The sequence below is a fragment of the Stenotrophomonas sp. pho genome, assembly GCF_006228405.1.
Lineage (GTDB): Bacteria > Pseudomonadota > Gammaproteobacteria > Xanthomonadales > Xanthomonadaceae > Stenotrophomonas > Stenotrophomonas sepilia.
Map to the genome: position 1 here is coordinate 1,864,352 of NZ_CP029759.1, position 24,320 is coordinate 1,888,671.

Below are 24,320 nucleotides of genomic sequence, written 5' to 3' on the forward strand. Positions count from 1 at the left end.
TCCACGCATGGCGTGGATCTACCGGGGCGCGGCGGCTGTGCGTCATCCACGCATGGCGTGGATCTACTGTAGAGCCGAGCCCATGCTCGGCTGCTTCTGGCCTCGGCACGAAGAGCAGCCGAGCGTGGGCTCGGCTCTACAGGTCATGGCGCCCACCCAAGCATGTGCATGGTTTCGGGATGATGCTGGGAGTCACTCCCTGCATCGTTCCACTTCCAAGACAATCCGGCGCAACATGCGTGCTATTGCCGTCATCGGCATTGCTCTATTGTTGAACCCGATTCTGGATCTTGGGGAACACACCGCATGGCGGTAGAGGCAGCGACCAGCGAGCTGGTCAAGGTCGTGGCCCTGTTGGGCGCGGCGGTGGTGATGGTGCCCCTGTTCCGCCGGGCCGGCCTAGGCTCGGTGCTGGGCTACTTCGCCGCTGGCCTGGCGATCGGACCGTTCGGGCTGGGCTGGTTCTCCGACCCGCAGGCGATCCTGCATACCGCCGAGCTCGGCGTGGTGATGTTCCTGTTCGTGATCGGCCTGGAAATGCGGCCCTCGCATCTGTGGAGCCTGCGCAAGGAAATCTTCGGGCTGGGCACGCTGCAGATCGTCACCTGTGCGCTGGTGCTGACCAGCATCGCCAAACTGTTCGGCCTGCCGTGGCAGGTGGCCTTCATCGGCGCCACCGGCTTCGTGCTCACCTCCACCGCGGTGGTGATGCAGCTGCTGGCCGAGCGTGGTGACATCGCGCTGCCGTCGGGCCAGAAGATCGTCTCCATCCTGCTGTTCGAAGACCTGCTGATCGTGCCGTTGCTGGCGCTGGTGGCCTGGATGGCGCCGGGCGCTGGCAGCGCCGATGGCGAGGGCTCGCGCTGGCTGTCGGTGGCGATCGGCGTGGGTGCCATCGTCGGCCTGGTGCTGGTCGGCCGCTTCCTGCTCAACCCGCTGTTCCGCGTGCTGGCCGAATCGAAGGCGCGCGAGGTGATGACCGCCGCCGCGCTGCTGGTGGTGCTGGGCGCGGCGCTGCTGATGCAGCTGTCGGGCCTGTCGATGGCGATGGGCGCGTTCCTGGCCGGCGTGCTGCTGAGCGAATCGACGTTCCGTCACCAGATCGAAGCGGACATCGAGCCGTTCCGCGGCATCCTGCTGGGCCTGTTCTTCCTCAGCGTCGGCATGGCGCTGGACCTGGGTGTGGTGGCCGGCAACTGGCAGCTGATCCTCGGCCTGGTGCTGGCGCTGATGGCGGCCAAGGCGCTGTGCATCTACGTGGTCGCGCGCATCATGGGCAGCGACCACGCGCAGGCGCTGGACCGGGGCGTGCTGATGGCGCAGGGCGGCGAGTTCGCCTTCGTGCTGTTCTCCGCTGCCGCATCGGCCGGCGTGATCAACCTGGAGATCAATGCCAACTTCACCGCCGTGGTGGTGCTGTCGATGGCGCTGACCCCGCTGGTGGTGCTGCTCTACAAGCGCATCGCGCCGAAGCCGACGGTGAACATGGACGGCGTGGACGAGGCCGATGGCCTGTCCGGCAGTGTGCTGCTGATCGGCTTCGGTCGCTTCGGCCAGGTCGCCAGCCAGTCGCTGCTGGCGCGCGACGTGGACGTGACCATCATCGACAACGATGTGGAGATGATCCAGAGCGCGGCGCGCTTCGGTTTCAAGATCTACTACGGCGACGGTACGCGACTGGACGTGCTGCATGCCTCGGGCGCGGCCACCGCACGTGCGATTGCGGTGTGCGTGGACAAGGCCGAGGCGGCTGACCGCATTGTTGAGCTGGTGTCGCACGAGTTCCCGCAGGCAAAGCTGATGGTGCGCTCGTTCGACCGCGAGCATTCGCTGCGGTTGATCCATGCCGGTGTTGATTTCCAGATCCGCGAGACGTTTGAATCGGCGGTGCTGTTCGGCCAGGCCGCACTGGTGGAACTGGGTGCGGACGGGGACGATGCGATCGAAATTGCCGAGCAGATCCGTCGCCGCGACGCCGAGCGCTTCGAGCTGGAGATTGCCGGTGGTGGTCTGAATGCCGGCGCCAAGATGGTGTTCGGCAACTCCGGCCAGGGCGTGCCGACGCCGACGCCGTTCACCGCACCGAAGCGGGCAAGCAAGACGTTGAACCCGCAGGACGTGCCGGAAGAGGAAGAATAAAGCCCGGTCGTGCCGGCCGCTGGCCGGCAAATGTGCAAACGTTCCGACGACATGAGGGTGCCGGCCAGCGGCCGGCACTACCGTGTGGGGAATTGCCGAAGCCGGCGGTTGGTAATGCCGGCCGCTGGCCGGCAGATGCGCGAACGTTCCGACGTCATGAGGTTGCCGGCCAGCGGCCGGCACTACCCGGGTTGGGAATTGCCGAAGCCGGTGGGTGGTAGTGCCGGCCGCTGGTCGGCAGATACGCAAGCGTTCCGGCGTCATGGGGTTGCCGGCCAGCGGCCGGCACAACCGGGTGGGGATTACCCAAGCCGGCGGTGGGCGAGGGGGCCTGAATCGGGGACAATAGCGTCCCCGCCGCCCCACGCCTGCCCCCGATGACTGATTCCGCCGCCCCGCATCCTGCCCGCATCCTTGATGGCCGCCGCATCGCCGAGGACCTGCTCGACAGCCTGAAGGTGCGCGTCGACGCCCGCGTGGCCGCCGGTGGCAGCCGCCCGGGCCTGGCCGTGGTGCTGGTCGGTGGCGACCCGGCCTCGACCGTGTACGTGCGCAACAAGCGCCGTGCCGCCGAGAAGGTCGGCATCGAGGCACACGACTACGATCTGCCGGCCGGGACCACCGAAGCCGAGCTGCTCGACCTGATCGACCAGCTCAACGCCGATCCGAAGATCAACGGCATCCTGATCCAGCTGCCCCTGCCGGGCATCCCCGATGCGCGCCGGCTGATCCAGCGCATCGACCCGCGCAAGGACGTGGACGGCTTCCACCCGGAAAACGTCGGCCACCTGGCCCTGCGCGAATTCGGTCTGCGCCCGTGCACCCCGCGCGGCATCACCACGCTGCTGGGCCATACCGACCAGCCGGTGCGTGGCCGCAATGCCACCATCGTCGGCGTGAGCAACCACGTCGGCCGGCCGATGGGCCTGGAGCTGCTGATTGCCGGCTGCACCGTGACCAGCTGCCACAAGTTCACCCCCAAGGACGTGCTGGAACAGGCCGTGCGCAACGCCGACATCCTGGTGGTGGCGGTGGGCCGCCCGGGCATCGTGCCGGGCGAGTGGGTGAAGCCGGGCGCGGTGGTGATCGACGTCGGTATCAACCGGTTGGATGACGGCCGCCTGGTGGGCGACGTCGGGTTTGAGGCGGCGGCCCAGCGGGCCAGCTGGATCACCCCGGTGCCGGGTGGTGTGGGCCCGATGACCGTGGCCACGTTGATGCAGAACACCCTGGAAGCGGCGGAAGCGCTGAGCTGACCTCACCTGGGGCTGTTCTCAGGTGTCTGAGGGAAAGTGCGGACCAACGGTCCGCACCCACCAAAGGCGCTTCAGGGCTGGCTCGGGTGATCCTCTCAAGGTGGGTGCCGACCGTTGGTCGGCACAATGCTGGTGCACAGGTATATGAAGGCAGTGCGGACCAACGGTCCGCACCCACCAAGGGCGCTTCAGGGCTGGCTCGGGTGATCCTCTCAAGGTGGGTGCCGACCGTTGGTCGGCACAATGCCGGTGCACAGGTATATGAAGGCAGTGCGGACCAACGGTCCGCACCCACCGAGGCAGGTTCCAAACCCTCCTGAACCGACCACCGCCCGCGCGACACTGCGTCGCATCTACCCCCTGCCACGCGGCGCGAAAACAGGGTAAAATGTCGCGCTTCCCCACATCTCGGGTATGCCGATGCTGCGCATCCAGGCTGAAGCACTCACTTACGACGACGTCTCGCTCGTCCCCGCCCACTCGACCATCCTGCCCAAGGACGTCAACCTCGAAACGCGGTTGACCCGAGACCTGAAGCTGAAGCTTCCGATCCTGTCCGCCGCCATGGATACCGTCACCGAAGCCCGCCTGGCCATCGCCATGGCCCAGCTCGGCGGCATGGGCATCATCCACAAGAATCTCAGCCTGGAACAGCAGGCCGCGGAAGTGGCCAAGGTCAAGAAGTTCGAGGCCGGTGTCATCCGCGACCCGATCACCGTCGGCCCGGAAACCACCATCCGCGACGTGCTGGCCCTGACCCAGGCGCACAACATCTCCGGCGTGCCGGTGGTGGGCAGCGACGGCCAGCTGGCCGGCATCGTGACCCACCGCGACATGCGCTTCGAGACCGAGCTGGATGATCCGGTCCGCCACATCATGACCAAGAAGGATCGCCTGATCACGGTCAAGGAAGGCGCCGCGTCCGACGAAGTGCTGCAACTGCTGCACCGCAACCGCATCGAAAAGGTGCTGGTGGTCAATGATTCGTTCGAACTGCGTGGCCTGATCACCGTCAAGGACATCCAGAAGAACACCGACTTCCCGAACGCTGCCAAGGATCTGTCGACCCGCCTGCTGGTCGGCGCGGCCGTCGGCGTGGGTGGCGATACCGATCGCCGCGTGGAAGCGCTGGTCGCCGCCGGCGTGGACGTGATCGTGGTTGATACCGCGCACGGCCACTCGCAGGGCGTGCTGGACCGGGTCAGCTGGGTCAAGAAGAACTTCCCGAACGTGCAGGTCATCGGTGGCAACATCTGCACCGGCGAAGCCGCACTGGCGCTGCTGGACAGCGGCGCGGACGCAGTCAAGGTCGGCATCGGCCCGGGCTCGATCTGCACCACGCGCGTGGTTGCCGGCGTCGGCGTGCCGCAGGTTACCGCCATCGACCTGGTGGCCGAAGCCCTGCAGGACCGCATCCCGCTGATCGCCGACGGTGGCATCCGCTACTCAGGCGACATCGGCAAGGCGCTGGCCGCCGGTGCCTCGACCATCATGGTCGGTGGCCTGCTGGCCGGTACCGAGGAATCGCCGGGCGAGACCGAGCTGTACCAGGGCCGTTCGTACAAGAGCTACCGCGGCATGGGTTCGCTGGCTGCCATGGAGAAGGGGTCGAAGGACCGCTACTTCCAGGACGCTGCCACCGCCGACAAGCTGGTGCCGGAAGGCATCGAAGGCCGCGTGCCGTACCGCGGCCCGGTGGGCGGCATCATCCACCAGCTGATGGGCGGCCTGCGCGCCACCATGGGCTACGTGGGCTGCGCCACCATCGACGAGATGCGCAGCAAGCCCAAGTTCGTGAAGATCAGCGGCGCCGGCCAGCGTGAGAGCCACGTCCACGACGTGACCATCACCAAAGAGCCGCCGAACTACCGCGCCTGATGCGCTTGCGAACTGCTCTTGCGATTACGGGCAGCCTGCTGATGGCAGGCTGTTCGTTGTCCGAACCGCCGCCGCGCTCCGGGTCTCCGGGCGCGGCGGTTTCGCAAGTGAAGGACGTACAGGCGTGCCAGAACGCGTTCTCGCTGCCGAAGGGCTGGCAGGTGCAGGCCGCTGGCGCGCAGCGTTGGCTGCTGAAAGGCACCGGTGAGCGCCCGCTGCAGGTCACGCTGCAATGCATTACCGAGCTGCTGCACGGGCCGGATGATCCGGTGCTGACGCCAGTACTGGGCGCGCTGGAGCCCGCACGGATGAGCGTGCAATGGGCGTCCTGGGGCGCTGCAGATTCGGGCTTCTCGATGGCCGCACTGCAACGTCGCCTCGTACCTGGCACCGAAGTGCAGGAAATCGCCGAGCTGCCGCGCGCTGACCGCGCCAACCCCAACGCACCGCACGGCCTGCTGATGCTGCGCTGGGACGAGGAAGACCCCTCACATATTCAACAACGCGAGGCGTTCATCGCCACGCTGACGCAGAGCCTCGAAGCGCCGGGCGCTGCGAAAAACACCACTGGAACGGCACCATGACCAATATCCATAACGACAAGATCCTCATCCTCGATTTCGGCGCGCAGTACACGCAGCTGATCGCCCGCCGCATCCGCGAACTGGGCGTCTACTGCGAAATCTGGGCGTGGGACCACAACCCGGCCGAGATCGCTGCGTTTGGCGCCAAGGGCATCATCCTGTCCGGTGGCCCGGAATCGACCACGCTGCCCGGTGCGCCGGCCGCACCGCAGGAAGTGTTCGACAGTGGCCTGCCGATCTTCGGCATCTGCTACGGCATGCAAACCCTGGCCGCACAGCTGGGCGGTGCCACCGAAGCCGCTGACCAGCGCGAATTCGGCCACGCCGAAGTGAACGTGATCAACCCCGATGCACTGTTCAAGGGCCTGAGCGACCACGGCGGCGAGCCGAAGCTGAATGTCTGGATGAGCCACGGCGACCACGTCTCCGTTGCGCCGCCGGGCTTCACCATCACCGCCACCACCGACCGCATTCCGGTGGCCGCCATGGCCAACGAAGAAAAGCGCTGGTACGGCGTGCAGTTCCACCCGGAAGTGACCCACACCCTGCAGGGCCAGGCGCTGCTGCGCCGCTTCGTGGTGGACGTGTGCGGTTGCCAGACCCTGTGGACCGCCGCCAACATCATCGACGACCAGATCGCCCGCGTGCGCGAACAGGTGGGCGATGACGAAGTGATCCTGGGCCTGTCCGGCGGCGTCGATTCGTCCGTGGTGGCCGCGCTGCTGCACAAGGCCATCGGCGAGAAGCTGACCTGCGTGTTTGTGGATACCGGCCTGCTGCGCTGGCAGGAAGGCGACCAGGTGATGGCGATGTTCGCCGAGCACATGGGCGTAAAGGTGGTGCGCGTGAACGCCGCCGACCGTTACTTCGCCGCGCTGAAAGGCGTGAGCGACCCGGAAGCCAAGCGCAAGATCATCGGCAATCTGTTCGTTGAGATCTTCGACGAAGAGTCGAACAAGCTGAGCAACGCCAAGTGGCTGGCGCAGGGCACCATCTACCCGGACGTGATCGAGTCGGCCGGTAGCAAGACCGGCAAGGCGCATGTGATCAAGAGCCACCACAACGTGGGTGGCCTGCCGGAGCACATGAAGCTGGGCCTGGTGGAGCCGCTGCGCGAGCTGTTCAAGGACGAAGTGCGCCGCCTGGGCGTTGAGCTGGGCCTGCCGCGCACCATGGTCTACCGCCATCCGTTCCCGGGCCCGGGCCTGGGCGTGCGTATCCTGGGCGAAGTGAAGCGCGAGTACGCCGAGCTGCTGGCCAAGGCCGATGCCATCTTCATTGATGAGCTGCGCAAGGCCGACCTGTACGACAAGACCAGCCAGGCGTTTGCCGTGTTCCTGCCGGTGAAGTCGGTGGGCGTGGTGGGTGATGCGCGCGCTTATGAGTGGGTGATTGCGCTGCGTGCGGTGGAGACGATTGACTTCATGACCGCGCATTGGGCGCATCTGCCGTATGAGTTCCTGGGTACGGTGAGCAACCGGATCATCAATGAGCTGCGGGGGTGTCGCGGGTGGTTTATGACATCTCGGGGAAGCCGCCGGCTACTATTGAGTGGGAATGAGTTGAGAGAACTAGGGCGCCGAGAGGCGCCCTTGTTTGTTCAAGTTGAGATGGAACTGCTCCGTAGGAATTCCAGCCTTCGGCCAATAAAGGGGTCTGCTATAGGGGGTGAGGTAGAAGAGGTCAGTGTCACTCATAACGTACACAGCAAGACCGGGCGAGCAGGGTCATAGGATCGCGTTCTCTGCAAGCTCTGACCTCTTTCTGGGCTTCTTCCAATCGCCCACAGCGAGATTCTGTGGGTCCACGCTGTGCACTTCCCACGCAGCTGCCTTGAACTTTGCTGGTGCTGATGGATAGGGCGCACTGCCGGAAGTGCAGAACGCTATCGGTACGCGAAGATTGACCGCATGAAAGCTCGAAATCGCAGAGGCGAAGGCATGCTGATGCTCTGAGTTCTTGGGTAGAAACTTGAACTTTCTGATGGTTCCACTTCCATCAGTACGAATGGCATCCTTCCGGCCACCTAAGAATGGCCTTCGTGACAGAACTTTGTCCACATCCCGGGCATGCCCCGCAAGTACGAACATGCAAGTGGCATCTGGATGCGCCTTCTTCATGATGCAAAGGCGAATCAAGTCGGCCGTGATGTTCGCGATGGTGCAGTGTGAAGATCCGGCCCATTTCGCTTCAATTAGAAGTTCCGGATCCGACGGCGGTTCCCGTCCGTCATCGTAGATGATCGCGAAGTCCACGCTCCGCTTTCGTCCGCCACCGGCTTTTCGCTCCGCATCTGGGACCTTCTGGATGGAGCTAAGTGGGTAGTCAGCATGGACGCGGGCCGCTTTGTGCCTCGCATGTAAAGAGCTCGCGACACTCCCTATTGCACTCTTGAACGAGCTTTCGGAGAAGAGCCCCGCTCTGAAGCAGCAAGCCTCAAAGTGCATCCAGCTTCCAAGCGCCTCAGCAAACCTCCTCGTTTCTGTCAATCGCATATTTCCCTTCTTTGTCTTGAAATTCTCTTATTCTCGAAATATCTGCATTGTCGCGTTAGGATGATTCACATTGAATCCCACTTCTTGGGCTACAACCGGCTACTTCGGCTTGGCCTCTCGAGAGGTGCCAATTTCCTGGGAAGTTCTGAGGCACTTTCAGAGCAGCTTCGTAACGTTAGAACTCGTACTTCTCTTTTCGCTGGATGAAGGCTTCCCGCCCCCTTCCAACAGGTTAGCGACCTGATCTCGAATCGCTGGAACGTCAATCGAACCCTGTGCTTCCGGGCTGAGATATCCCTGGCCATCAGAGGTGGTGAATACGCCAATCCATTCGGCATCGCCGAACACCGGAATATTCGCGTTGTGAGTCGCGAATAGGAACTGGCGAGTTGTCTTGGCCTCCCTCAGTTCAGTGACAATTCGATCCGCAATAAACGCATTGTCCAGGTTGTCCTCAGGCTGATCCATGAGAAGGGGGTCCGTGTTCTCGAGTAGTAGCATGTGCAGGATCGCCGTGCATTGCTGCCCAGTAGAGAGCTTGCCGAGTGGTCGGAACACTGGCTCGGATTCGCCGTGGGCGACGTTCAAATAGATCTCAACGCGGTGCTCTAGTTCCAAGGTCTCCAGTTCCATCTGTTGAGAGCCTGTGAGTCTGGTAAGCGCGTCAGCAACAACCTGCGTGACACCCCAATCTCGTTGTACGGCGGACGATCCATTCTCTATCGATCTGGCGAGGGCTAGTGGGCTGATGCTATCGGCGTCATGAATGAACCCGAGGCGCTTCTCACCGACTCCATCTAGTTTGCAGTCAAGGAGAAATGTCACAAGCGAAGTGCGGTCAGCTTCCGGTACAACTTCTACCTTGAGCTTGCCGTCAAGTCGCCTGCTCAGCGTCTTTGCGGCCTTCTGCAATGCTTGTACACGCTGCGCGCGCAGGTTGGACAACTCGCCTAGCAGATTTCGTCGATCCTGACGTAGCGAGTCGCACTGGGACTTGTAGGAAGCTGCGCGCGAGCTCAAGGTCTTGATGCGCTCGATCTCGATAGTCAACGTTTGATATGTAACGCCGACTTCCTGTCCGCTCTTTCCAGCGGCGGCGGGTAACGTTCGTAGCGCCTTCTCCAACTCAGCGTCGTGCTTCTGAATCGCCTGCCGCCATGCGTCGTGCTTTGAAGTAAGCTGTTGCGATTTATCTTCAATCAGCATTTGCAAGGCATTCAAGTGATCTGAGAACCCTTGGGTGAGTTCATTAAGCGTGGCGCGCAAATCGAGAAGCTGTGTAATGTCCGGTAGCCCGTCAAGCGAATCATCATTGAGAAAATTGAGATTGGGCAAGCCGGCGCGCGCATCCGAGAGCACGTTACGAAAGCTCTGCATAGCGTCAGTTGCGCCTCCGGCAATCTCTCGCTCGCGAGCAAGCAGTGGGGTGGTGGCGAGCTTCTCTTTGATCCCGAGTTCGTCGAATCCGCGAAGCTGCTCTTCGAGCTTCGGCAATCGCTCGGTCTGTCCGTTAACTTCGTCAAGATCGGCCAGGGACCTCGTGAGCTTCTGCTGGTTCTCATTCAGGCGCTTGTGAAGGAGATCATTCGTCGCTCCGTATCCGTCGTCCCGGGGAAGAAATCTATCCAGCAGCTGGAGTCGGCTGCTTTCATCTTGGGCGAGCTCGTAGATCTCGTTTTGACCAAATACCTCGACGCCAGGGAGTAAGTCGCGTGGAACAAGCGTGGAGACATTGCCGTCCGTGTCACGGGATGTCGGTGGCTCACCAAAACGGCGCGAAATTGTGTACTGCTTACCGTTCTGTGAAGATGAGATCACTGTTAGCTCGACGCGACCGGATGAGCGCCCAAGATTCTCCTTGATGATTTCATGGTGGAGCTTCTGAGCCTGCTTTCCTTTGGGGGGCAGATCCAAAGCGAAGCGAATGCACTCGAGCAAGGTTGATTTTCCCGTTCCACGACCACCAACCACCGTGTTGAGATGATCCGAGAAGTCCACTTGAAGGCCATCGAGATAGCCACCGTTCACGAGAGCCCGCTTCAATCTGCCAATTGGGCTTTGCGTCTTATAGGAATTAAGGCGGACGCGCGACCCGGGGTCGAGAAAGGCAACCTTGAAGGCAGCAAAGGTGGGCCGCGTCATCTTGATTAGGCAAGTTGCGTTCAGCTGATCTAAGTCGTCAGGACTGGCAACGTCCTTGGCATTAATCGCTGCCATGGGTCGCTCGCGCCGATAGCTATCATTCTTGTTCAAGAATACCTTGCGATAGAAATCGCTCTCGACACCAGTGAGATCGTCTATCCCGCCGGGGATCTGGGCTGCGCGCAGCTTGGGATTCTTCCATACATGGTTCAGCCGATTCTTCAGCAGCCCGCTTTCCTGCGTGCAATGTGCTGCGTAGATGAAGCCGCCGAGTACATCGATCTCTTCGATCAGTTCTTCTGAACTCAGACGGGATGGCCTGATTCCATCTGCTGGATCATGTAGCTTAAGGTTGCCAAGGTAACGCTCAAGCTGTTGTACGCTCGTTTCTTCTGGGAAAAGACAGACATAGTGAGTCTTGTCGTTAGAGGCGATCTCAAAACCCGGGAAAACTACGATGCCGTGCGGCTGCAGGGTCTTTCGTAAGGCATCAACGCTGGTTACGCTGCCGTGGTCAGCAAGCCCAACAACCTTAATGCCTAGCTCAAGGCATTTTTGAAGTAAGGCCTTGTTGTAGTTGCTCTCGTCCAGTCCGTGATCGACGCCTCTGTAGGTGCCAGTATAGCCGACGGGATTAACCTGTAACGCGCAGCGCCAGAAGCTTGCATAAGTGAACTGCTGGGTCATCGTTGCTGCCCTTGATTGTCCGGACCAATGCTCTAAGTCACGTTACATATTCTCAAGATAGATTAGTTCGTTCGAGCGGTGTTTGTCTGCCTCTGGTCGGAGGCGGGCGCTGCCGTAATGGCAGAGTGCCCACCTGTCCCAAGAATCGCAATTGGAGTTCAGTCCGGCCTCACCTCCCGACAAGCCCACTCAACCAGCCCCCGGCAAGCCAGAAACAACCCATCCACAACCCCCTCATCCAGATGCCGCTCCGGCTCCGCTGCCACCCGGCAGCGGTCCGCTGCGTGCAGCACCTCCAGCACCGTCAGCAGCCCCACCAACGCGCGCTCGGTCCTCGCCAGGCTCACGCGGCGGCCGGGTGATACATCGGTTTCTGGCCAAGGATGCCCATCCGCCCCCTCGCAGCCGCGCATGCGCTTGAGGATGCCGAGCAGGGAGTTCAGGTCGGGCAGGGGAGTGTCGTCGTTGATGGGTTCAACAGCGGTGTACGAAGAGAAGGTGTCGGATTCGTTCATGGCGTCGGCTTCCGTGGCTGTGCTTAACAGCGCCACCGCGAAGGGGTGGCGGACGGTGCGGGTTCCAAACCGGGACAGACAGTTGTCAATAACCGGCGGGTCCGAAGACCCCCACGCACCGCCCGCCATAAAGGCCGACGGATTGCCCGCCGGCACCGGTTAAGGACGGTGCCGACGGGCAAGCGTAAACAACTATCTGTCTCGGGTTTGGACGCCCGCTGCCACCCGTTGTCGGTGGCGCGCCATGGTGTTTACGCAGCCGCTTCGAATGCCAATAGAAATTCGCGAAGGAATCGCGGAATCCGAGAGCGAAGAACTATTGTTGCACGCGCCAATCGTGCAGCACGCGACGCCAGCAGACGCATTCGCGTAGCTGCTCTGCTGATGGCGAATCAAAGTGGCGCAATCGCCCATGCCACAAGCGAATAGCGCGACAGCCTTCTTTGCAACGGTTCTTAGTCCGCCTCGACGAGCAGCGGCGCCGGATCATCCGCACACCCAGAAAATCGGTTCAATTCCGACAACGCCAGCGAACCTCGCAGCTTCAACCAACGCCAGTCTCAGCCGCATTCTCCACCAGCAACTCAATCATCGCCCGCGCCGCCGCCGACTGCCGCCGATGCGGCGCGTAGATCACCGAGAACGGCCGCGATCTTCCCCGCAACTGCGGCAGCACCTCCACCAGCTCCCCACGCTGCAACCGCTCGCGCACGATGAACTCATAGCTCTGGCAGATGCCAATGGCCTGTTCGGCAAGCGACACCACGCCCAGCACATCGTCGGAAGTCTCGATGGACGAACGCGGCGGCCAGTCCACGTCGCGCCCGTCGTCTCGGAAGATCCACGGGGCCAGCCGCCCGGTACGCGGCATCACGAACGGCAGGCACAGGTGCTGCTGCAGATCGTCCAGCGTCTGCGGCGTGCCGCGGCGTTGCAGGTAGTCCGGCGCGGCCACCAGCAGCAGTGGGGCGTCTTCCAGCTTTCGCGCCACCAGCCCGCTGTCCGGCAGCTGGCCCAGGCGGATGGCCAGGTCGAAGCCTTCGGCCACCAGGTCCACGTTGCGGTTGGTGATGTTCAGTTCCACCTGCACCTGCGGATACTGCTGCGCAAACCGCGCCAGCACGGGCGGCAGCCGGTAGTGGCCATAGGTGGTGGGCACGCTCAGGCGCACGCGGCCGGCCAGCGCACCGTCCTGGGCCAGTACGTCGCGCTCGGCGTCGTCCAGCAGGCCGAAGGCGGTGCGCACCTGTTCCAGATAGAGCCGCCCGGCGTCGGTCAGGCCCACGCGGCGGGTGGTCCGCTGCAGCAGCTGCCGGCCCAGCCGCGCTTCCAGGCGGGTGACCGCGCGGCTCAGCACCGAGGGCGTGGTGGACAGCGCGACCGCGCCGGCCGTGAACGAGCCGTGCTCGACCACCGCCAGGAACACCTCCACATCGCCCAGGTAGTCGAACTTGCGGCTCATTTGGCTCTCCGGGGAACAGATGTTTTGCGATGGGGCCAATTTATCGCCGCTGAGGCGATGAATAAAGTGGCCGCCATTCCCCGATAGGAGCTCCCCATGAACCTGATGACCCGGCTGGCGGCAGCGCTGGCCCTGACCCTGGCCGCCACCGGCGCGCACGCCGCCAACGTGCTGGTGGTGCTGTCCGACGAAAACCACCTGGACCTGAAGGACGGCAAGGTGCTGTCCACCGGCTTCTATCTCAATGAGCTGATGCAGCCGGTCAAGCTGCTGCTGGACGCGGGCCACGAGGTGACCTTCGCCACGCCGCAGGGGCGGGCGCCGACGGTGGATGCGTCCTCGGTGACGCCGGCCTACTTCGGCAACGATGCCGCGCAGATGACGCTGTACAAGGACCTGCTGGAGAAACTGGCGCTGACCTCGCCGACGGCCTTGCCGGTGGTCAGCCTGGCGCGCGTCGAGCAGCAGGGCTACGCGCGTTTCGATGCGGTCTACATTCCCGGTGGCCACGCGCCGATGCAGGACCTGCTGAAGAGCCCGGCGCTGGGCCGGCTGCTGGCCGACTTCCACCAGCGCAACAAGACCACCGCGCTGGTCTGCCACGGGCCGATCGCGCTGCTGTCCACGCTGCCGGATGCTGCGGGTTTCGTGGCAAAGCTGGAAGCCGGTGCGATGCCGGCCACGCCGAAGTGGATCTACAGCGGCTACCAGATGACGGTGATCAGCAACCAGGAAGAAGCGCAGGCCAAGCCGCTGCTGGGCGGCGGTGAGATGAAGTTCTACCCGCAGACGGCGCTGCAGCGTGCGGGTGCGAAGTTCAGTAGCAACACCGCGCCGTGGACCGGGCATGTGGTGGTGGACCGCGAGCTGATTACCGGGCAGAACCCGGCGTCGGCGCTGGAGGTGGGGCAGCGGTTGGTGGAGCGGTTGAAGTAGGGCTGCACAGCAGGTTGCCAGCTCTGGGCCGAGGGGCCAGCGCCTCGGCCTGTCTATGGAAGTGCCAACGTGGTCGGAAGAGAGGGCATCAGCCCTTCGCGAGCGCTGCCCCTGACAGATCTTCAATCTGGGAAAGCGCGTGACGCGTCGCAGTCCAATCGCCGGCGTGCCTGATCGCCACGCCTCCGGCCGCTGTCCAGGCATCACAGTTCGCTTCGAAATCGTCGATCAGAACATCGCCTGGCTGGTGCATGAAAAGAGGCTTGTGCCTGCCGCCGAGCACAGGCAACACCAGGCAGGTTGCTGACAGGTGCTCGCGGACCCACTGCCGCTTCTGCATGGCAGCGAGTGGATAGTTCGATTTCGGGCAGGCCGTGAGAATCACCGGGTTCAAGTGGTGGATGCTGTGGAAGAACTCTACTGCACCGTGCATCGGCGGAAGGTCGCGGAAGAATGATGGGTGGTTGTTGATGTGCCTCCACATTTCATCGTCGGCAAGCACGCGGTGGTCCAGGCCAAACAGGGCGGGAAATGCCGCTTCGAAGTCGGCCATTACGCCATCAAGATCTACGTAGATGGTGCGTCTGGATGCACTTGATCCACCGGTGTGCTGGTTCGCGAGCGGGTCCATCATCGGTATTGACTTCACATCATCAGCGTTCATTTACGCGCTCTCCTCTCAAGAGTGGGCTTTCTTCTTCATCGGTTCCCCAGTAGCGGGGCAAAGTGTTTGGCGAATGCGACAAACATGGCAGCAATCGCGATGCCGACTGCGCCGGCACGGCTGAAGGGGCCGGCGACCCACGGATGCCGTAATCGGCATGCTGGAAATGCGGCTTATGTCGCGGCGCTTCTTCAAAGGCCTGCCGGGTGGCTGACCTGGCCCTTGGGCAAGACGCACGGCCCGCAGCGGCTGGCTCATTTCGCCAACCAAGGAGCAATCTGGTGCGCTGGTGGTTGGATCATCGCCGGGCGCTACAGGCAGGCCGGGTGATGATATACCTGTGGTGGTCGATCCAGACTCAAAAGGACGTCGCCGAAATGGATGCTCAGGCAGATTCAATGTACCACGCCGACCAGCGCGACCACCATGCCGAAGCCGTGCTTGAGGCCTTCTTCGCCAAGCACCGCACCCCGGCCCTGGTGCTGCAGCGTTTCTACCCGCCGGCGGCATTCCCCAGGGTTCGCAGCCGTCTAGGCGGTCTGCCGCAATTGCCCGATGGGATGGATTGGCCGGTTGGCGAGAGTTGCGGCGAAGCGGCGCCGATGCACTTCCTGGCGCAGATCGATTGCGCCGAGCTGCCACGCGTGGATCCCGATATGCCCTCGCAAGGCATGCTGTTCTTCTTCGCCATGAACGACGAAGAACAGATATGGGACACGGACGAACCACAGCAACGCGTGCGTGTGCTGTACGCGCCCGAGGTCGCGGCCGATCAGCACGTGCGTGCGCTGCCGGACGGCATGCGGCCGATTCTGGATGAAGGCCCTTCGGACCATGCGCACCGCAATCCTGCATGGCTGCTGCCTGAGGAAGACGGGCCGTGCGTGCATGTTCAATGGCCCTTGGTGGCGCGGCACATGGATACCTGGCCGGATGAGCTGGGGCTGCCGCCGGGTGAGGAGGATCGGCCGTATTACGAGATCTACCCCTCGCGCCGGGACGAAATGCGGCTGGGTGCGGTGGTGGCGGCCACGGGCCTGTTTCCGCGCGCGGACGCCGCCACGGAATGGGAGCGCCCGCAGTCACCTGCGTGGACGTTCCCGGTGCAATGGCTGCGTTACCAGACCGATTTTCCCCAGGTAGGCATCATCATTGACCGCCTTTCGCGGGTGATCGGTAATGAACGGCGTGCAGGCAAGCGCGGGAAAATCGATTACGCCGACGTACGCGCGTGGGTGAAGCGCGCCGCCGCCGTTGGTCTGGATGAAGCCCCGGATGATGCAACGCGGGAGGCATTCCGTGAGTGGATTATCGGACAGATCAGCGACGACTTCGAGCGTATGACGCTGACCGACCTGGGCATGGGCCGGGCGTTCACCAAGGGACTGCTGGCGGCAGTTGCCTACGCGGCGGGCTCGCCGGCTGCGGCCGCGCGCATACCTGCACTGATGTACCGCCACCTGCAGGACGAACATCTGCCGTTTGATGAAAGCCTGGGCACGTTGCCTGATGGCCGCAAGCGCTGCGCCGAGACGCGGGTGCACCAGATGCTGGGGCACGTACCGCGCTTGCACGGCATCGTGCCCGACGTGGAAGGCGAGGGCGACGCGGTCTGCCTGCTGCAGTTGGCGTGTGACCCGGCGATTGACCTGGTCTTTGGTGATTGTGGCCAGGCCACGTTCTGGTTGAGTCGTGAGGACCTGCGCAACTGCAGGTTTGACCGCGTCGTGGGTGTGGTGGAGTCGCACTGATTGGGCATGGCAAGCCCGGCATGGCACCATGACGGGCTGGCCTCGTCCCTCCGGGCGGGGCCGTTTTCCCAGGGAAGCCCTCGAACACGACATGCGAACGTCCTTCTTCATTCTCTCCGCCCTGTGCCTTGGCCTGCTGTCCGGCTGTGCCAGTGGCCCGGAGGAGCACGCCTCAAGCCGCGAGATCACCAGTGCGTTCGTGGCCGACGACGGCCAGCTGTACCTGCTGCCGCGCTATGACGAGCCGATGCGTTTCAATGCCGCGCCGTTCCGTGAGTACCGCGCGCTGATGGACAGCCCGCTGCGCGAGGCGGTGGCCTGCGCGCAGATGTACTTCCATGAGGACTGGCGCGACCCGGCCAACAAGGCCAAGGTGCACGGCAGCTATGCGCTGCTGCTGCGGCCGGAGCAGGTGACGGCGGAGCAGGCCGCGCAGTTCAAGCTGGAGCGGATTGAGGTCCCCTCGCGTGAGGCCAAGGCCGTGGAGGAGCGGGCACGCTACTACCTGCCGATGGACCGGACCCGTTACGCGCTGGCGTTTGACCGGGCCTGCAATCTTTCAAGGAAGGGCGGCAGCTATTACAGCGCGCTGTTCGAGGGCGACGGCGAGCGGGTGAAGTTGCCGGATGCTGCGGCGCTGGCAGAGAAGGGGAAGCTGGCACAGCCGATCAATGCGCGGGCGCAGCGGATCCTGCCGGAGAGGGAGGACACGCAGGGTGTGGGTTCGGCGGCGGGCAAGGTGCTCGGCGCGGCGCTGATCCCTGTGGCGGTTCCGGTGTTTGTGTTGAGCCTGCCGTTCCTGGGGCCGGATCATTGGAAGTGATGGGGCGCTGAGGGAGAGCATCCACGCATGGCGTGGATCTACTTGGGCATCGCCTGAACGTTCATCCTGGAGATCTGTGTGCCCAGCACGCTGGAAACTGTTTTGAAGACCGTAGGCTTTATTGTCCTTGCGGCGCTTCCGTTGGTGATCCTCTGGTTCACCCTTCGGCGAATGGCAGCAAGTGCTCGCTCGTCCGTGAAATCGGGGCTGCGTTTGCATGCTCCGCGCCGGATTTCCGGCAGGTCCATGACCTTGGTGATGGTGGATGGCAAAGAGGATCGCGAGCACTACTTCTTCGATGCGGCGTCCTTTTACCTGCAGCGTGGGCCGGTGCCTACGGCGGTTCCGCTCTCGCAGATCACCTCAGTCACACGAACGTCCGACAAGATCTACGGGCGCTATGTCTGGCAGGTGTGCCTCAGCAGAGCATCGGGGAGAAAGTGTGTGACGTTCACCAACAACCTGACGCTGTTCAATCGGGATTTCCTGCTGTTCCTGGAGGCGGTACGGAAGGCCAATCCGCTGGCGACCGTTGATCCGGCGGGCATCCGCTTCTAGCGGTGGGTCGTCATGGGACGCCAGTTAAAGGGAGTTGGCCCGTGTAGGTACACTGGCGGCCTACACCCAACGGAAGCTCGCCCATGTTCTCTGGAAAGGTTGCGGTGGTCACCGGCTCCACCAGTGGTATCGGTCTCGGCATTGCCACGGCGCTGGCGCGGAAGGGCGCCGACATCGTGCTGAATGGCTTTGGCGACGCAGCGGAAATCGAGCGCATCCGTACCCAACTGGAAACTGAGTTCGGTGTACAGGTGGCGCATGACGGTGCCGACCTTTCCAAGGGCGAGGCGGTGCGCGGGATGATCGACCGCGCCGTGGCGACGATGGGCCGTATCGACATCCTGGTGAACAATGCGGGCATCCAGCACACCGCGTCGATCGAGGAGTTCCCGGTCGAGAAGTGGGATGCGATCCTGGCGCTGAACCTGTCGGCGGTGTTCCATGCAACGGCGGCGGCCTTGCCGCACATGAAGCAGCAGGGCGCCGGTCGCATCATCAACATCGCGTCGGTGCACGGCCTGGTTGGCTCCGTAAACAAGTCGGCCTATGTGGCGGCCAAGCATGGCGTGGTGGGCTTCACCAAGGTGACCGCGCTGGAGAATGCGGGCACCGGCATCACAGCCAATGCCATCTGTCCGGGCTGGGTGCGAACGGCGCTGGTCGAGCAGCAGATCACTGCGTTGGCCGAGCGCGAGAGCCTGAATCAGGAGGACGCCGCGCGTGCGCTGCTGGCTGAGAAGCAGCCGTCATTGCAGTTCGTGACACCCGAGCAACTGGGCGGGATGGTGGTGTTCCTGGCTTCGGATGCGGCGGCACAGATCACCGGCACGGCGCTGCCGGTGGATGGGGGCTGGACGGCGCGCTAGCTGGCCGACACGGGAAGACGTGCCAGCAGGGCGTCCCAATCGGCGACAAAGCAGCCGTCGTGGCCGCGGTTGCACTCGGTGATCCATGCATCCAGCGACGCGCTTTGTGCGCGGTAGGCGCTGACGTCGCCCAGTACGGCGAAGCGCAGGCGGTAGTTCACCAGCATCTGCAGCCATTGCCCGGCCATGCCGGAGCGCAGCTCGAAGAAGTTTGCCGACAGGCGTTGCACCGGTACGGCGATCCACTCGGTCTGGTGCCCGAGGGCATCGCCGACCAGGTCCCGTAGGGCGCCGGCATCGAGCAACGGGCCCTGCGGGTCGACGCGGAGGATGCGAGTGGTGCCGATGTGTTCCAAGTGTGGGTACATGGCGCTCTGAAGTCCGAATCGTCCTCCCAGTATGGCCGTGGAAGAGGGCGACAGCGAGCGGGTGCAGCATGAATCTGGCGAACGAACGCGCTAGGCTGCGCCCGGCGCCTGCACGACGCGGGTTCACTGTAATGGGGAAGGGCATGGCAGGGTTGAAGAGTCGTTCGTTGTTGAGCGCGGTGCTGGTGTGTTCGGGCCTGCCGGTTGCAGCCGCCGAGCTGTGCACGGCCAGTGCCTACGGTGATGGGCAGGGCAACATCGTGGTGCTGGGCGCACCCGCTGCGGCACCGGCCACGGGGCAGCGTTATCTGATGCTGGACGGGCGACGTGGCGCCACCGGCGATGCCAACGCACCGGTGAGCTGCAGCGGCGATGTGGTCAGCTTTAGCTCGCCTGCGGGGGCCACGCAGCGCTGGCAGCGACTGCCCACCCGCGATACCGATGCAACGTTCACCAGTGCCGGAACCAAGCTGGTCGGGCAGTTCATCGAACCCGCCGGTCCGGCCGATCCCAAGCGGCCGCTGGTGGTGCTGGTGCATGGCTCGGAACGCACGATGGCGGTGGCGGCGATCTACCAACGCATGCTGGTGGCGCAGGGAATCTCGGTGTTCGCCTACCAGAAGCGTGGCACCGGCGATTCGGAAGGCGAGTACACGCAGAACTTCGAGCTGCTGGCCGACGACGCGGCGGCGGCGCTGGCGAAGGCGCGTGAACTGGCCAAAGGCCGCTTCGGCCGTGCCGGCTACTTCGGTGGCAGCCAGGGCGGTTGGATCGCGCCGCTGGCGGCCACGCGTTCGCAGGCGGATTTCGTGGCGATCGGTTTCGGGCTGGTGGTCTCGCCCATCGAGGAGGACCGCGAGCAGCTGTTCGATGAGGCACGGCGCATGCAGCTGGATGCGGCGGCGTTGGCGCAGGTCGGGCAGCTGTCAGGGGCCACCGCGCAGCTGATGCGCACGCATTTCAGTGAAGGTTTCGAGGCGCTGGCGAAGGTGCGTGCGCAGGTGGGTGCCGCGCCGTGGGCAAAGACCATCAGTGGCGAATACAGCGGCGATATGCTGCGCATGAGCGACGCCGACCTGCGCCGGATCGGTCGCGCGCGCTTCGACAACCTGGAGCTGATCTGGGACTACGATGCCGAGGCTGCGCTGCGCCGTTTGAAGGTGCCGCTGCTATGGGTGCTGGCCGAGCAGGACCGCGCCGCGCCGATTGCCGCCACGCGTTCGATCCTGTCGCGCCTGCGCGCGTCAGGACAGCCGATCGAGACCTACCTGTTCCCCGACACCGACCATGGCATGGTCGAGTTCCGCACCGATGCCGAGGGCAACCGCGTGTCGACGCGGATCACCGACGGCTATCTGCGCCTGCTGGCGGATTGGATCAAGCAGGATGTGCACGGACAATACGGGCGCGCGCGCACAGTGAGCGATTGAGCGGATGGTGGCGCAGGCGGCGGATGGCGCTCCGCCGCCGATAGCGGCACGACTCAGCTCGGCTTCGCAAACACATCCAATCCCTTGCCGGTCTCCAGCAGCGACTTCAGGCTCGACAGCACGATCGGCCAGCCCTGGCGGATGCCGGTATCCATGTCGCTGCCGGGTTCCAATTCGTCGTGGGTGACGGTCAGCCGCACCATGTCCTGGTAGGGCACGATCTCGAAGGTGACCCGGCTGTAGGCATCGGGATTGTCGGCCTGCGAGGCGGCGGCCCAGGTGATGACCAGCCGCGAGGGCGGGGTGCTTTCCACCACTTCGCCGACCAGCTCGACCGAGCGCGTTTCGTCGGCGCGCACGTGCTGCCAGCGCGAGCCGGGTTTCCAGTCCGAGACGTTCTCGTGGCCCCAGTAGCGGCTGGCGATCTCGGGGCGGGTGATGGCCTCGAACACCTTCTGTGGCGTGGACGCGATGTAGATCACGTGGATGAAGCGGGTGGTCTCTGCGGACATCGTCATTCTCCTTCCAGTTCGCGTTTCAGGTCATGCAGCAGGCTCAGGCGCTGCTGCTCGAACTTGCGTACCCAGCGCTCGTAGACTTCATGCAGCGGCACCGGGTTGATGAAGTGCAGCTTCTCGCGGCCACGGCGCACGGTGCTGATCAAATTGGCGTCTTCCAGCAGGCCCAGGTGCTGGGTGACCGATTGCCGGGCCATGTCCAGGTGCTCGCACAGCTGGCCCAGCGTCTGGCCGTTGTCTTCGCAGAGCAGGTCCAGCAGCGTCCGGCGCGTGGGGTCGGCCAAGGCCTTGAACACCTTGTCTGCATTCATGCGGGGCGTCTTCAGTTCCAGTTGTCGATCCTGACGTCGTGGGGGTTGGGTTGGCCCTTGCCGGTTTCCAGCAGGGACTTGAGGCTCAGCAGGAAGACCGCCCACTTGGTGCTGCAGTGGGAGGTGAACTCGACGCGTTCCTTCCAGCCTTCGTGGGTGAACAGGACGATGCAGTAGTCGCCCTCCTGCTTCAGCGCGAAGCGCACGTGGGTACCTATCCATTCAGCAGGACCGGCGAGGAACTGCCAGAGCACGAGCTCGCCGGGAATGAGCTGTTCCAGCTTCATTTCCATGGCGCCGATTTCCTGGCCGTTGTTGGTGAAACGCACCTTGACGGTGCCGCCAACCTCGCGGTCGCCATGGGTATCCTCAGCCCACCATCCGGCAACTCCTTCGGGGGTGGCCAAGGCCTGGTACACCTGGCTAGCGGGGCCTTGATGCCGACGCGGTGTGTGATATCCACCATTGCAGGTTCCTCGCATGGGCCGGCAGGCGCCGCCCTTGAGTGGACTATATGCAGGTAAATACCTGCATGTCAAAACCGGCCACGAACGCCCGGATGTGGTAGTGCCGGCCGCTGGCCGGCATCCCGGTGGAGTTGGGTGCGTGCAGTTGCCGGCCAGCGGCCGGCACTAGCAGATGCTGCCCACCCGGCTGCGGGGAGTTGACAGCGATTCAACCTACTAGTAGGTTGGCGGCATGAAAGAGTCGCTCTCGCCCAAAGCCCAGGAGATCCTGGCGCATGCCCGTTCGCTGCTGGAGGCCGGTGGCTACAACGGTTTCAGCTACGCCGATGTGTCGGCGCGGGTGAACATCAGCAAGGCCAGCATCCATCACCATTTCCCCAGCAAGGCGGACCTGGTGCGCACGGTGGTTGAGCTGTACCGGGCCGAGGCGCGCGAAGGCCTGGCGCTGCTGGACCGGCAGCTGGACGACCCGCTGCAGGAGCTCAACGCGTATGTGGACTACTGGTCGAGCTGTATTGGCGGTGGCACGTCTTCGTTCTGCATCTGCGCGATGCTGGCGGCCGAGGCGCCGATGATCCCTGCGGAGATTGCCGAAGAAGTACGCGGGCATTTCGAGGATTTGAGTGGCTGGTTGGCGCTCACGTTGGAAAAGGGCGCGGCGCTGGGTCAACTGCGCCTGCAGGGTTCGGTGGCCGATGAGGCCAGGGCGTTCATGTCATCGGTGCATGGCGCGATGCTGGCCGCGCGCGGTTTCGGCGATGCGGCGACGTTTGCTGCGCTGGCACGGCTGGCCATCGCGCGGGTGAGCGCGGCTGCCTGATGGATGTGTGGTGGGCCTGCGGCAACGTAGGCCTTTTCTTTGATCTAGAAGTCTACCTACTAGTAGGTTCAATCAACCCTTGGAGATGTTCCATGTCGCACTCTCTGTCCACGCTGGGCGTGATCCACACGGCCGTCAGCCTTGTACCGGTGTTCGCCGGCCTGTATGCCTTCATTCGCCATCGCGCGATCGACCCCGCGACACGCTCCGGCAAGCTGTACCTGCTTGGGCTGGTGCTGTCGGTGGCAACGTCGTTCACCGTCTCCAGTACGGGCGGGATCAACCCGGGCCACGCATTCGGAGTGATCGTGCTGCTGGTGGCGTTCGGCGGCGTGCTGGCGGCCCGGCTGCGCTGGCTGGGTGGCGCCGCACCTTACCTGTCGACATTTGCGCTGTCCTTCAGCTTCCTGCTGTCGCTGGTGCCAGGCGTGAATGAAACGCTGACACGGTTGCCGGCAGCGCATCCGATTGCGGCTGCGCCGATGGCGCCGGTGGTGCTGCACACGCTGCTGGGATTGACGGTGGTGTTTGTGATCGGCTTTGCCGCGCAGTGCTGGCGCATGCGGTTTCAACCGGTTCGCAGGCGCCCTTGAGCAGAGGCGCCTCAGTCCCGCACCGCGAGCGCGGCCAGCAGCGACTGCGGTTCGATCAGCGCAGCCGAACGTGTGGCATCCACCCGAACGTGCCGGCTGCAGAAGTTGAACGGTCGACCCTGCGCCGGCGAGGCTGCGTCTGGAGATGCGTCCGGTGTTTCGATTTCCAGCACTTCATCTACCGCCAGCGCCAGGGTTGCGGTGCCGGCGCTGATCAACAGCATGGCTGGGCTGCCGCCATCGAATGCCGGTTGCCCGCTGAGCCTGCGCAGGTCGGCTACCGGCAACGGCTGCCCCCGTACCTCCAGGGTCCGCCGGCCCTGATGATCTGCGGGGCCGAAGGTCTCGGGGCCGCGTATTTCCACGGCAGCCTGGACGTCGATCGCGAACAGGGCCGTGGCTGCACGAAGGACGATGACCTCGAACAACTCGGCGGGCGAGGCACGTGTTTGCGTTGAAGGTTGAGCGGGTACAGGCATGCTGTGGATCTGGCAGGAACGATGGGTAACGCGGCTTGAATGATGACGTGCGCAGGGAGCACGCGGCCGCGTGGGACTACGCGCGCAGGGCGGCGGTTCAGCTGGATCCGACGGACGCATGGTGCGCACTGAGCAGGCCGATGCGCGGAAAGTGCGGACGCAGCAGGCCGACGAGCTGATCCATGCCCGGAACGGCATGGCCAAATTCGTCCCATCGCGCATTGACCAGGCCGGACACCACGACCTGCCCGGTCTCGATGCGGGTCATGGCCCAATAGGGAACCGCACGCGCGCTGATGGCCATGTCCAGTACCGGCACGACGGCAGCATGCGAGCGACTGTCATGGATGCGGCGCTTGACCGCCTCCAGGCCGTCGGGCGGGCCTTCGACGTACTGGAAAAACCGCTGCCCGTCGACGAGCAGCGCTCCGGTAACGTCCACGCGACGGTTGAACGTGGCAGAGCGGGACACGATCTGCCGGAGCATTTCATCGGAAAGCCCAGTCGACATGTGGCTGGAGTAGGCAAATGCGTGGAGCATGGAAGGGGCTTCTTGTGACGCCCGTCACTATACGTGG

The 24,320-nt window shown here is 63.8% G+C and carries 21 protein-coding genes and 3 pseudogenes; 13 read left to right on the plus strand and 11 right to left on the minus strand.

Features of this window, described 5'->3' with window-relative positions:
* Positions 1-306 precede the first annotated feature (306 nt).
* The 5 genes and pseudogenes from DL544_RS08805 (at position 307) to guaA (ending at position 7,418) form a co-directional block, all read left to right on the plus strand.
* Positions 307-2,139 carry a monovalent cation:proton antiporter-2 (CPA2) family protein gene (locus DL544_RS08805; protein ID WP_139726997.1) on the plus strand — a complete coding sequence of 611 codons (1,833 nt, stop codon included), beginning with the start codon at positions 307-309 and terminating at the stop codon, positions 2,137-2,139.
* Positions 2,140-2,516: 377 nt separating this feature from the next.
* Complete coding sequence (gene folD / locus DL544_RS08810) at positions 2,517-3,395, plus strand: bifunctional methylenetetrahydrofolate dehydrogenase/methenyltetrahydrofolate cyclohydrolase FolD (protein WP_005416247.1); 879 nt, start codon at positions 2,517-2,519, stop codon at positions 3,393-3,395.
* A 420-nt stretch (positions 3,396-3,815) separates the two neighbouring features.
* Positions 3,816-5,273 carry an IMP dehydrogenase gene (gene guaB / locus DL544_RS08815; RefSeq protein WP_032958143.1) on the plus strand — a complete coding sequence of 486 codons (1,458 nt, stop codon included), beginning with the start codon at positions 3,816-3,818 and terminating at the stop codon, positions 5,271-5,273.
* 107 nt (positions 5,274-5,380) lie between these two features.
* The gene (locus tag DL544_RS08820) at positions 5,381-5,857 is read left to right on the plus strand and encodes a hypothetical protein (RefSeq protein WP_171955986.1); all 477 of its coding nucleotides are present in this window, start codon (positions 5,381-5,383) and stop codon (positions 5,855-5,857) included.
* Positions 5,854-7,418, plus strand: a pseudogene (gene guaA / locus DL544_RS08825) (glutamine-hydrolyzing GMP synthase). The gene DL544_RS08820 and the pseudogene guaA overlap by 4 nt, the downstream one beginning before the upstream one ends.
* 166 nt (positions 7,419-7,584) lie before the next feature.
* Here guaA and DL544_RS08830 read toward each other — a convergent pair.
* The 4 genes and pseudogenes from DL544_RS08830 to DL544_RS08845 all read right to left on the minus strand — a co-directional run bounded on the left by DL544_RS08830 (position 7,585) and on the right by DL544_RS08845 (position 13,158).
* On the minus strand, positions 7,585-8,112 hold the full coding sequence (locus tag DL544_RS08830) for a hypothetical protein (RefSeq protein WP_139726999.1): 528 nt from the start codon (positions 8,110-8,112) through the stop codon (positions 7,585-7,587).
* A gap of 415 nt (positions 8,113-8,527) precedes the next feature.
* Positions 8,528-11,181, minus strand: a pseudogene (locus DL544_RS08835) (TrlF family AAA-like ATPase).
* A 158-nt stretch (positions 11,182-11,339) separates the two neighbouring features.
* Positions 11,340-11,696, minus strand: coding sequence for a hypothetical protein (locus tag DL544_RS08840; protein WP_139727000.1), 357 nt, complete (start codon positions 11,694-11,696; stop codon positions 11,340-11,342).
* Positions 11,697-12,240: 544 nt separating this feature from the next.
* Positions 12,241-13,158 (minus strand): LysR family transcriptional regulator, encoded by a 918-nt coding sequence (locus DL544_RS08845; RefSeq protein WP_139727001.1) that lies wholly within the window; start codon positions 13,156-13,158, stop codon positions 12,241-12,243.
* A 96-nt stretch (positions 13,159-13,254) separates the two neighbouring features.
* Here DL544_RS08845 and DL544_RS08850 point away from each other — a divergent pair, with 96 nt between their 5' ends.
* Complete coding sequence (locus DL544_RS08850; RefSeq protein ID WP_139727002.1) at positions 13,255-14,094, plus strand: type 1 glutamine amidotransferase domain-containing protein; 840 nt, start codon at positions 13,255-13,257, stop codon at positions 14,092-14,094.
* Between the two features lie 88 nt (positions 14,095-14,182).
* On the opposite strand, the gene DL544_RS08855 is transcribed toward DL544_RS08850, so the two are convergent.
* Positions 14,183-14,758 (minus strand): 5' nucleotidase, NT5C type, encoded by a 576-nt coding sequence (locus DL544_RS08855; protein WP_139727003.1) that lies wholly within the window; start codon positions 14,756-14,758, stop codon positions 14,183-14,185.
* 281 nt (positions 14,759-15,039) lie between these two features.
* Between DL544_RS08855 and DL544_RS08860 the strand changes: the two genes are divergently transcribed.
* The 4 genes from DL544_RS08860 to DL544_RS08875 all read left to right on the plus strand — a co-directional run bounded on the left by DL544_RS08860 (position 15,040) and on the right by DL544_RS08875 (position 18,756).
* Positions 15,040-16,509, plus strand: coding sequence for a DUF1963 domain-containing protein (locus DL544_RS08860; protein WP_139727004.1), 1,470 nt, complete (start codon positions 15,040-15,042; stop codon positions 16,507-16,509).
* Between the two features lie 91 nt (positions 16,510-16,600).
* Complete coding sequence (locus DL544_RS08865; protein ID WP_139727005.1) at positions 16,601-17,332, plus strand: hypothetical protein; 732 nt, start codon at positions 16,601-16,603, stop codon at positions 17,330-17,332.
* Between the two features lie 78 nt (positions 17,333-17,410).
* On the plus strand, positions 17,411-17,890 hold the full coding sequence (locus DL544_RS08870; protein ID WP_235645942.1) for a hypothetical protein: 480 nt from the start codon (positions 17,411-17,413) through the stop codon (positions 17,888-17,890).
* Between the two features lie 83 nt (positions 17,891-17,973).
* Positions 17,974-18,756 (plus strand): 3-hydroxybutyrate dehydrogenase, encoded by a 783-nt coding sequence (locus DL544_RS08875; protein WP_139727006.1) that lies wholly within the window; start codon positions 17,974-17,976, stop codon positions 18,754-18,756.
* On the opposite strand, the gene DL544_RS08880 is transcribed toward DL544_RS08875, so the two are convergent.
* Complete coding sequence (locus DL544_RS08880) at positions 18,753-19,124, minus strand: DUF4180 domain-containing protein (protein ID WP_139727007.1); 372 nt, start codon at positions 19,122-19,124, stop codon at positions 18,753-18,755. The two genes, DL544_RS08875 and DL544_RS08880, sit on opposite strands and share 4 nt — an antisense overlap.
* A gap of 143 nt (positions 19,125-19,267) precedes the next feature.
* On the opposite strand from DL544_RS08880, the gene DL544_RS08885 reads away from it, so the two are divergent.
* The gene (locus DL544_RS08885; RefSeq protein WP_139727008.1) at positions 19,268-20,554 is read left to right on the plus strand and encodes an alpha/beta hydrolase family protein; all 1,287 of its coding nucleotides are present in this window, start codon (positions 19,268-19,270) and stop codon (positions 20,552-20,554) included.
* A 53-nt stretch (positions 20,555-20,607) separates the two neighbouring features.
* Here the strand turns inward: DL544_RS08885 and DL544_RS08890 are convergent, their stop codons facing one another.
* From DL544_RS08890 to DL544_RS08900, 3 genes and pseudogenes are all read right to left on the minus strand, one after another.
* On the minus strand, positions 20,608-21,066 hold the full coding sequence (locus tag DL544_RS08890) for an SRPBCC family protein (protein ID WP_139727009.1): 459 nt from the start codon (positions 21,064-21,066) through the stop codon (positions 20,608-20,610).
* Positions 21,067-21,068: 2 nt separating this feature from the next.
* The gene (locus DL544_RS08895) at positions 21,069-21,383 is read right to left on the minus strand and encodes an ArsR/SmtB family transcription factor (RefSeq protein ID WP_005416268.1); all 315 of its coding nucleotides are present in this window, start codon (positions 21,381-21,383) and stop codon (positions 21,069-21,071) included.
* 11 nt (positions 21,384-21,394) lie between these two features.
* Positions 21,395-21,849: pseudogene (locus DL544_RS08900) on the minus strand (SRPBCC family protein).
* A gap of 233 nt (positions 21,850-22,082) precedes the next feature.
* Here DL544_RS08900 and DL544_RS08905 point away from each other — a divergent pair.
* Positions 22,083-22,670 (plus strand): TetR/AcrR family transcriptional regulator, encoded by a 588-nt coding sequence (locus DL544_RS08905; protein ID WP_139727010.1) that lies wholly within the window; start codon positions 22,083-22,085, stop codon positions 22,668-22,670.
* Between the two features lie 92 nt (positions 22,671-22,762).
* Entirely contained in the window at positions 22,763-23,263 is a 501-nt protein-coding gene (locus DL544_RS08910) for a hypothetical protein (protein ID WP_065185144.1), read from the plus strand.
* An 11-nt stretch (positions 23,264-23,274) separates the two neighbouring features.
* Here the strand turns inward: DL544_RS08910 and DL544_RS08915 are convergent, their stop codons facing one another.
* A complete protein-coding gene (locus DL544_RS08915; protein WP_255313101.1) occupies positions 23,275-23,691 on the minus strand; it encodes a chemotaxis protein CheW in 417 nt (138 codons plus the stop codon).
* A gap of 148 nt (positions 23,692-23,839) precedes the next feature.
* Positions 23,840-24,283, minus strand: coding sequence for a BLUF domain-containing protein (locus DL544_RS08920; RefSeq protein WP_139727012.1), 444 nt, complete (start codon positions 24,281-24,283; stop codon positions 23,840-23,842).
* Between the last annotated feature and the right edge of the window lie 37 nt (positions 24,284-24,320).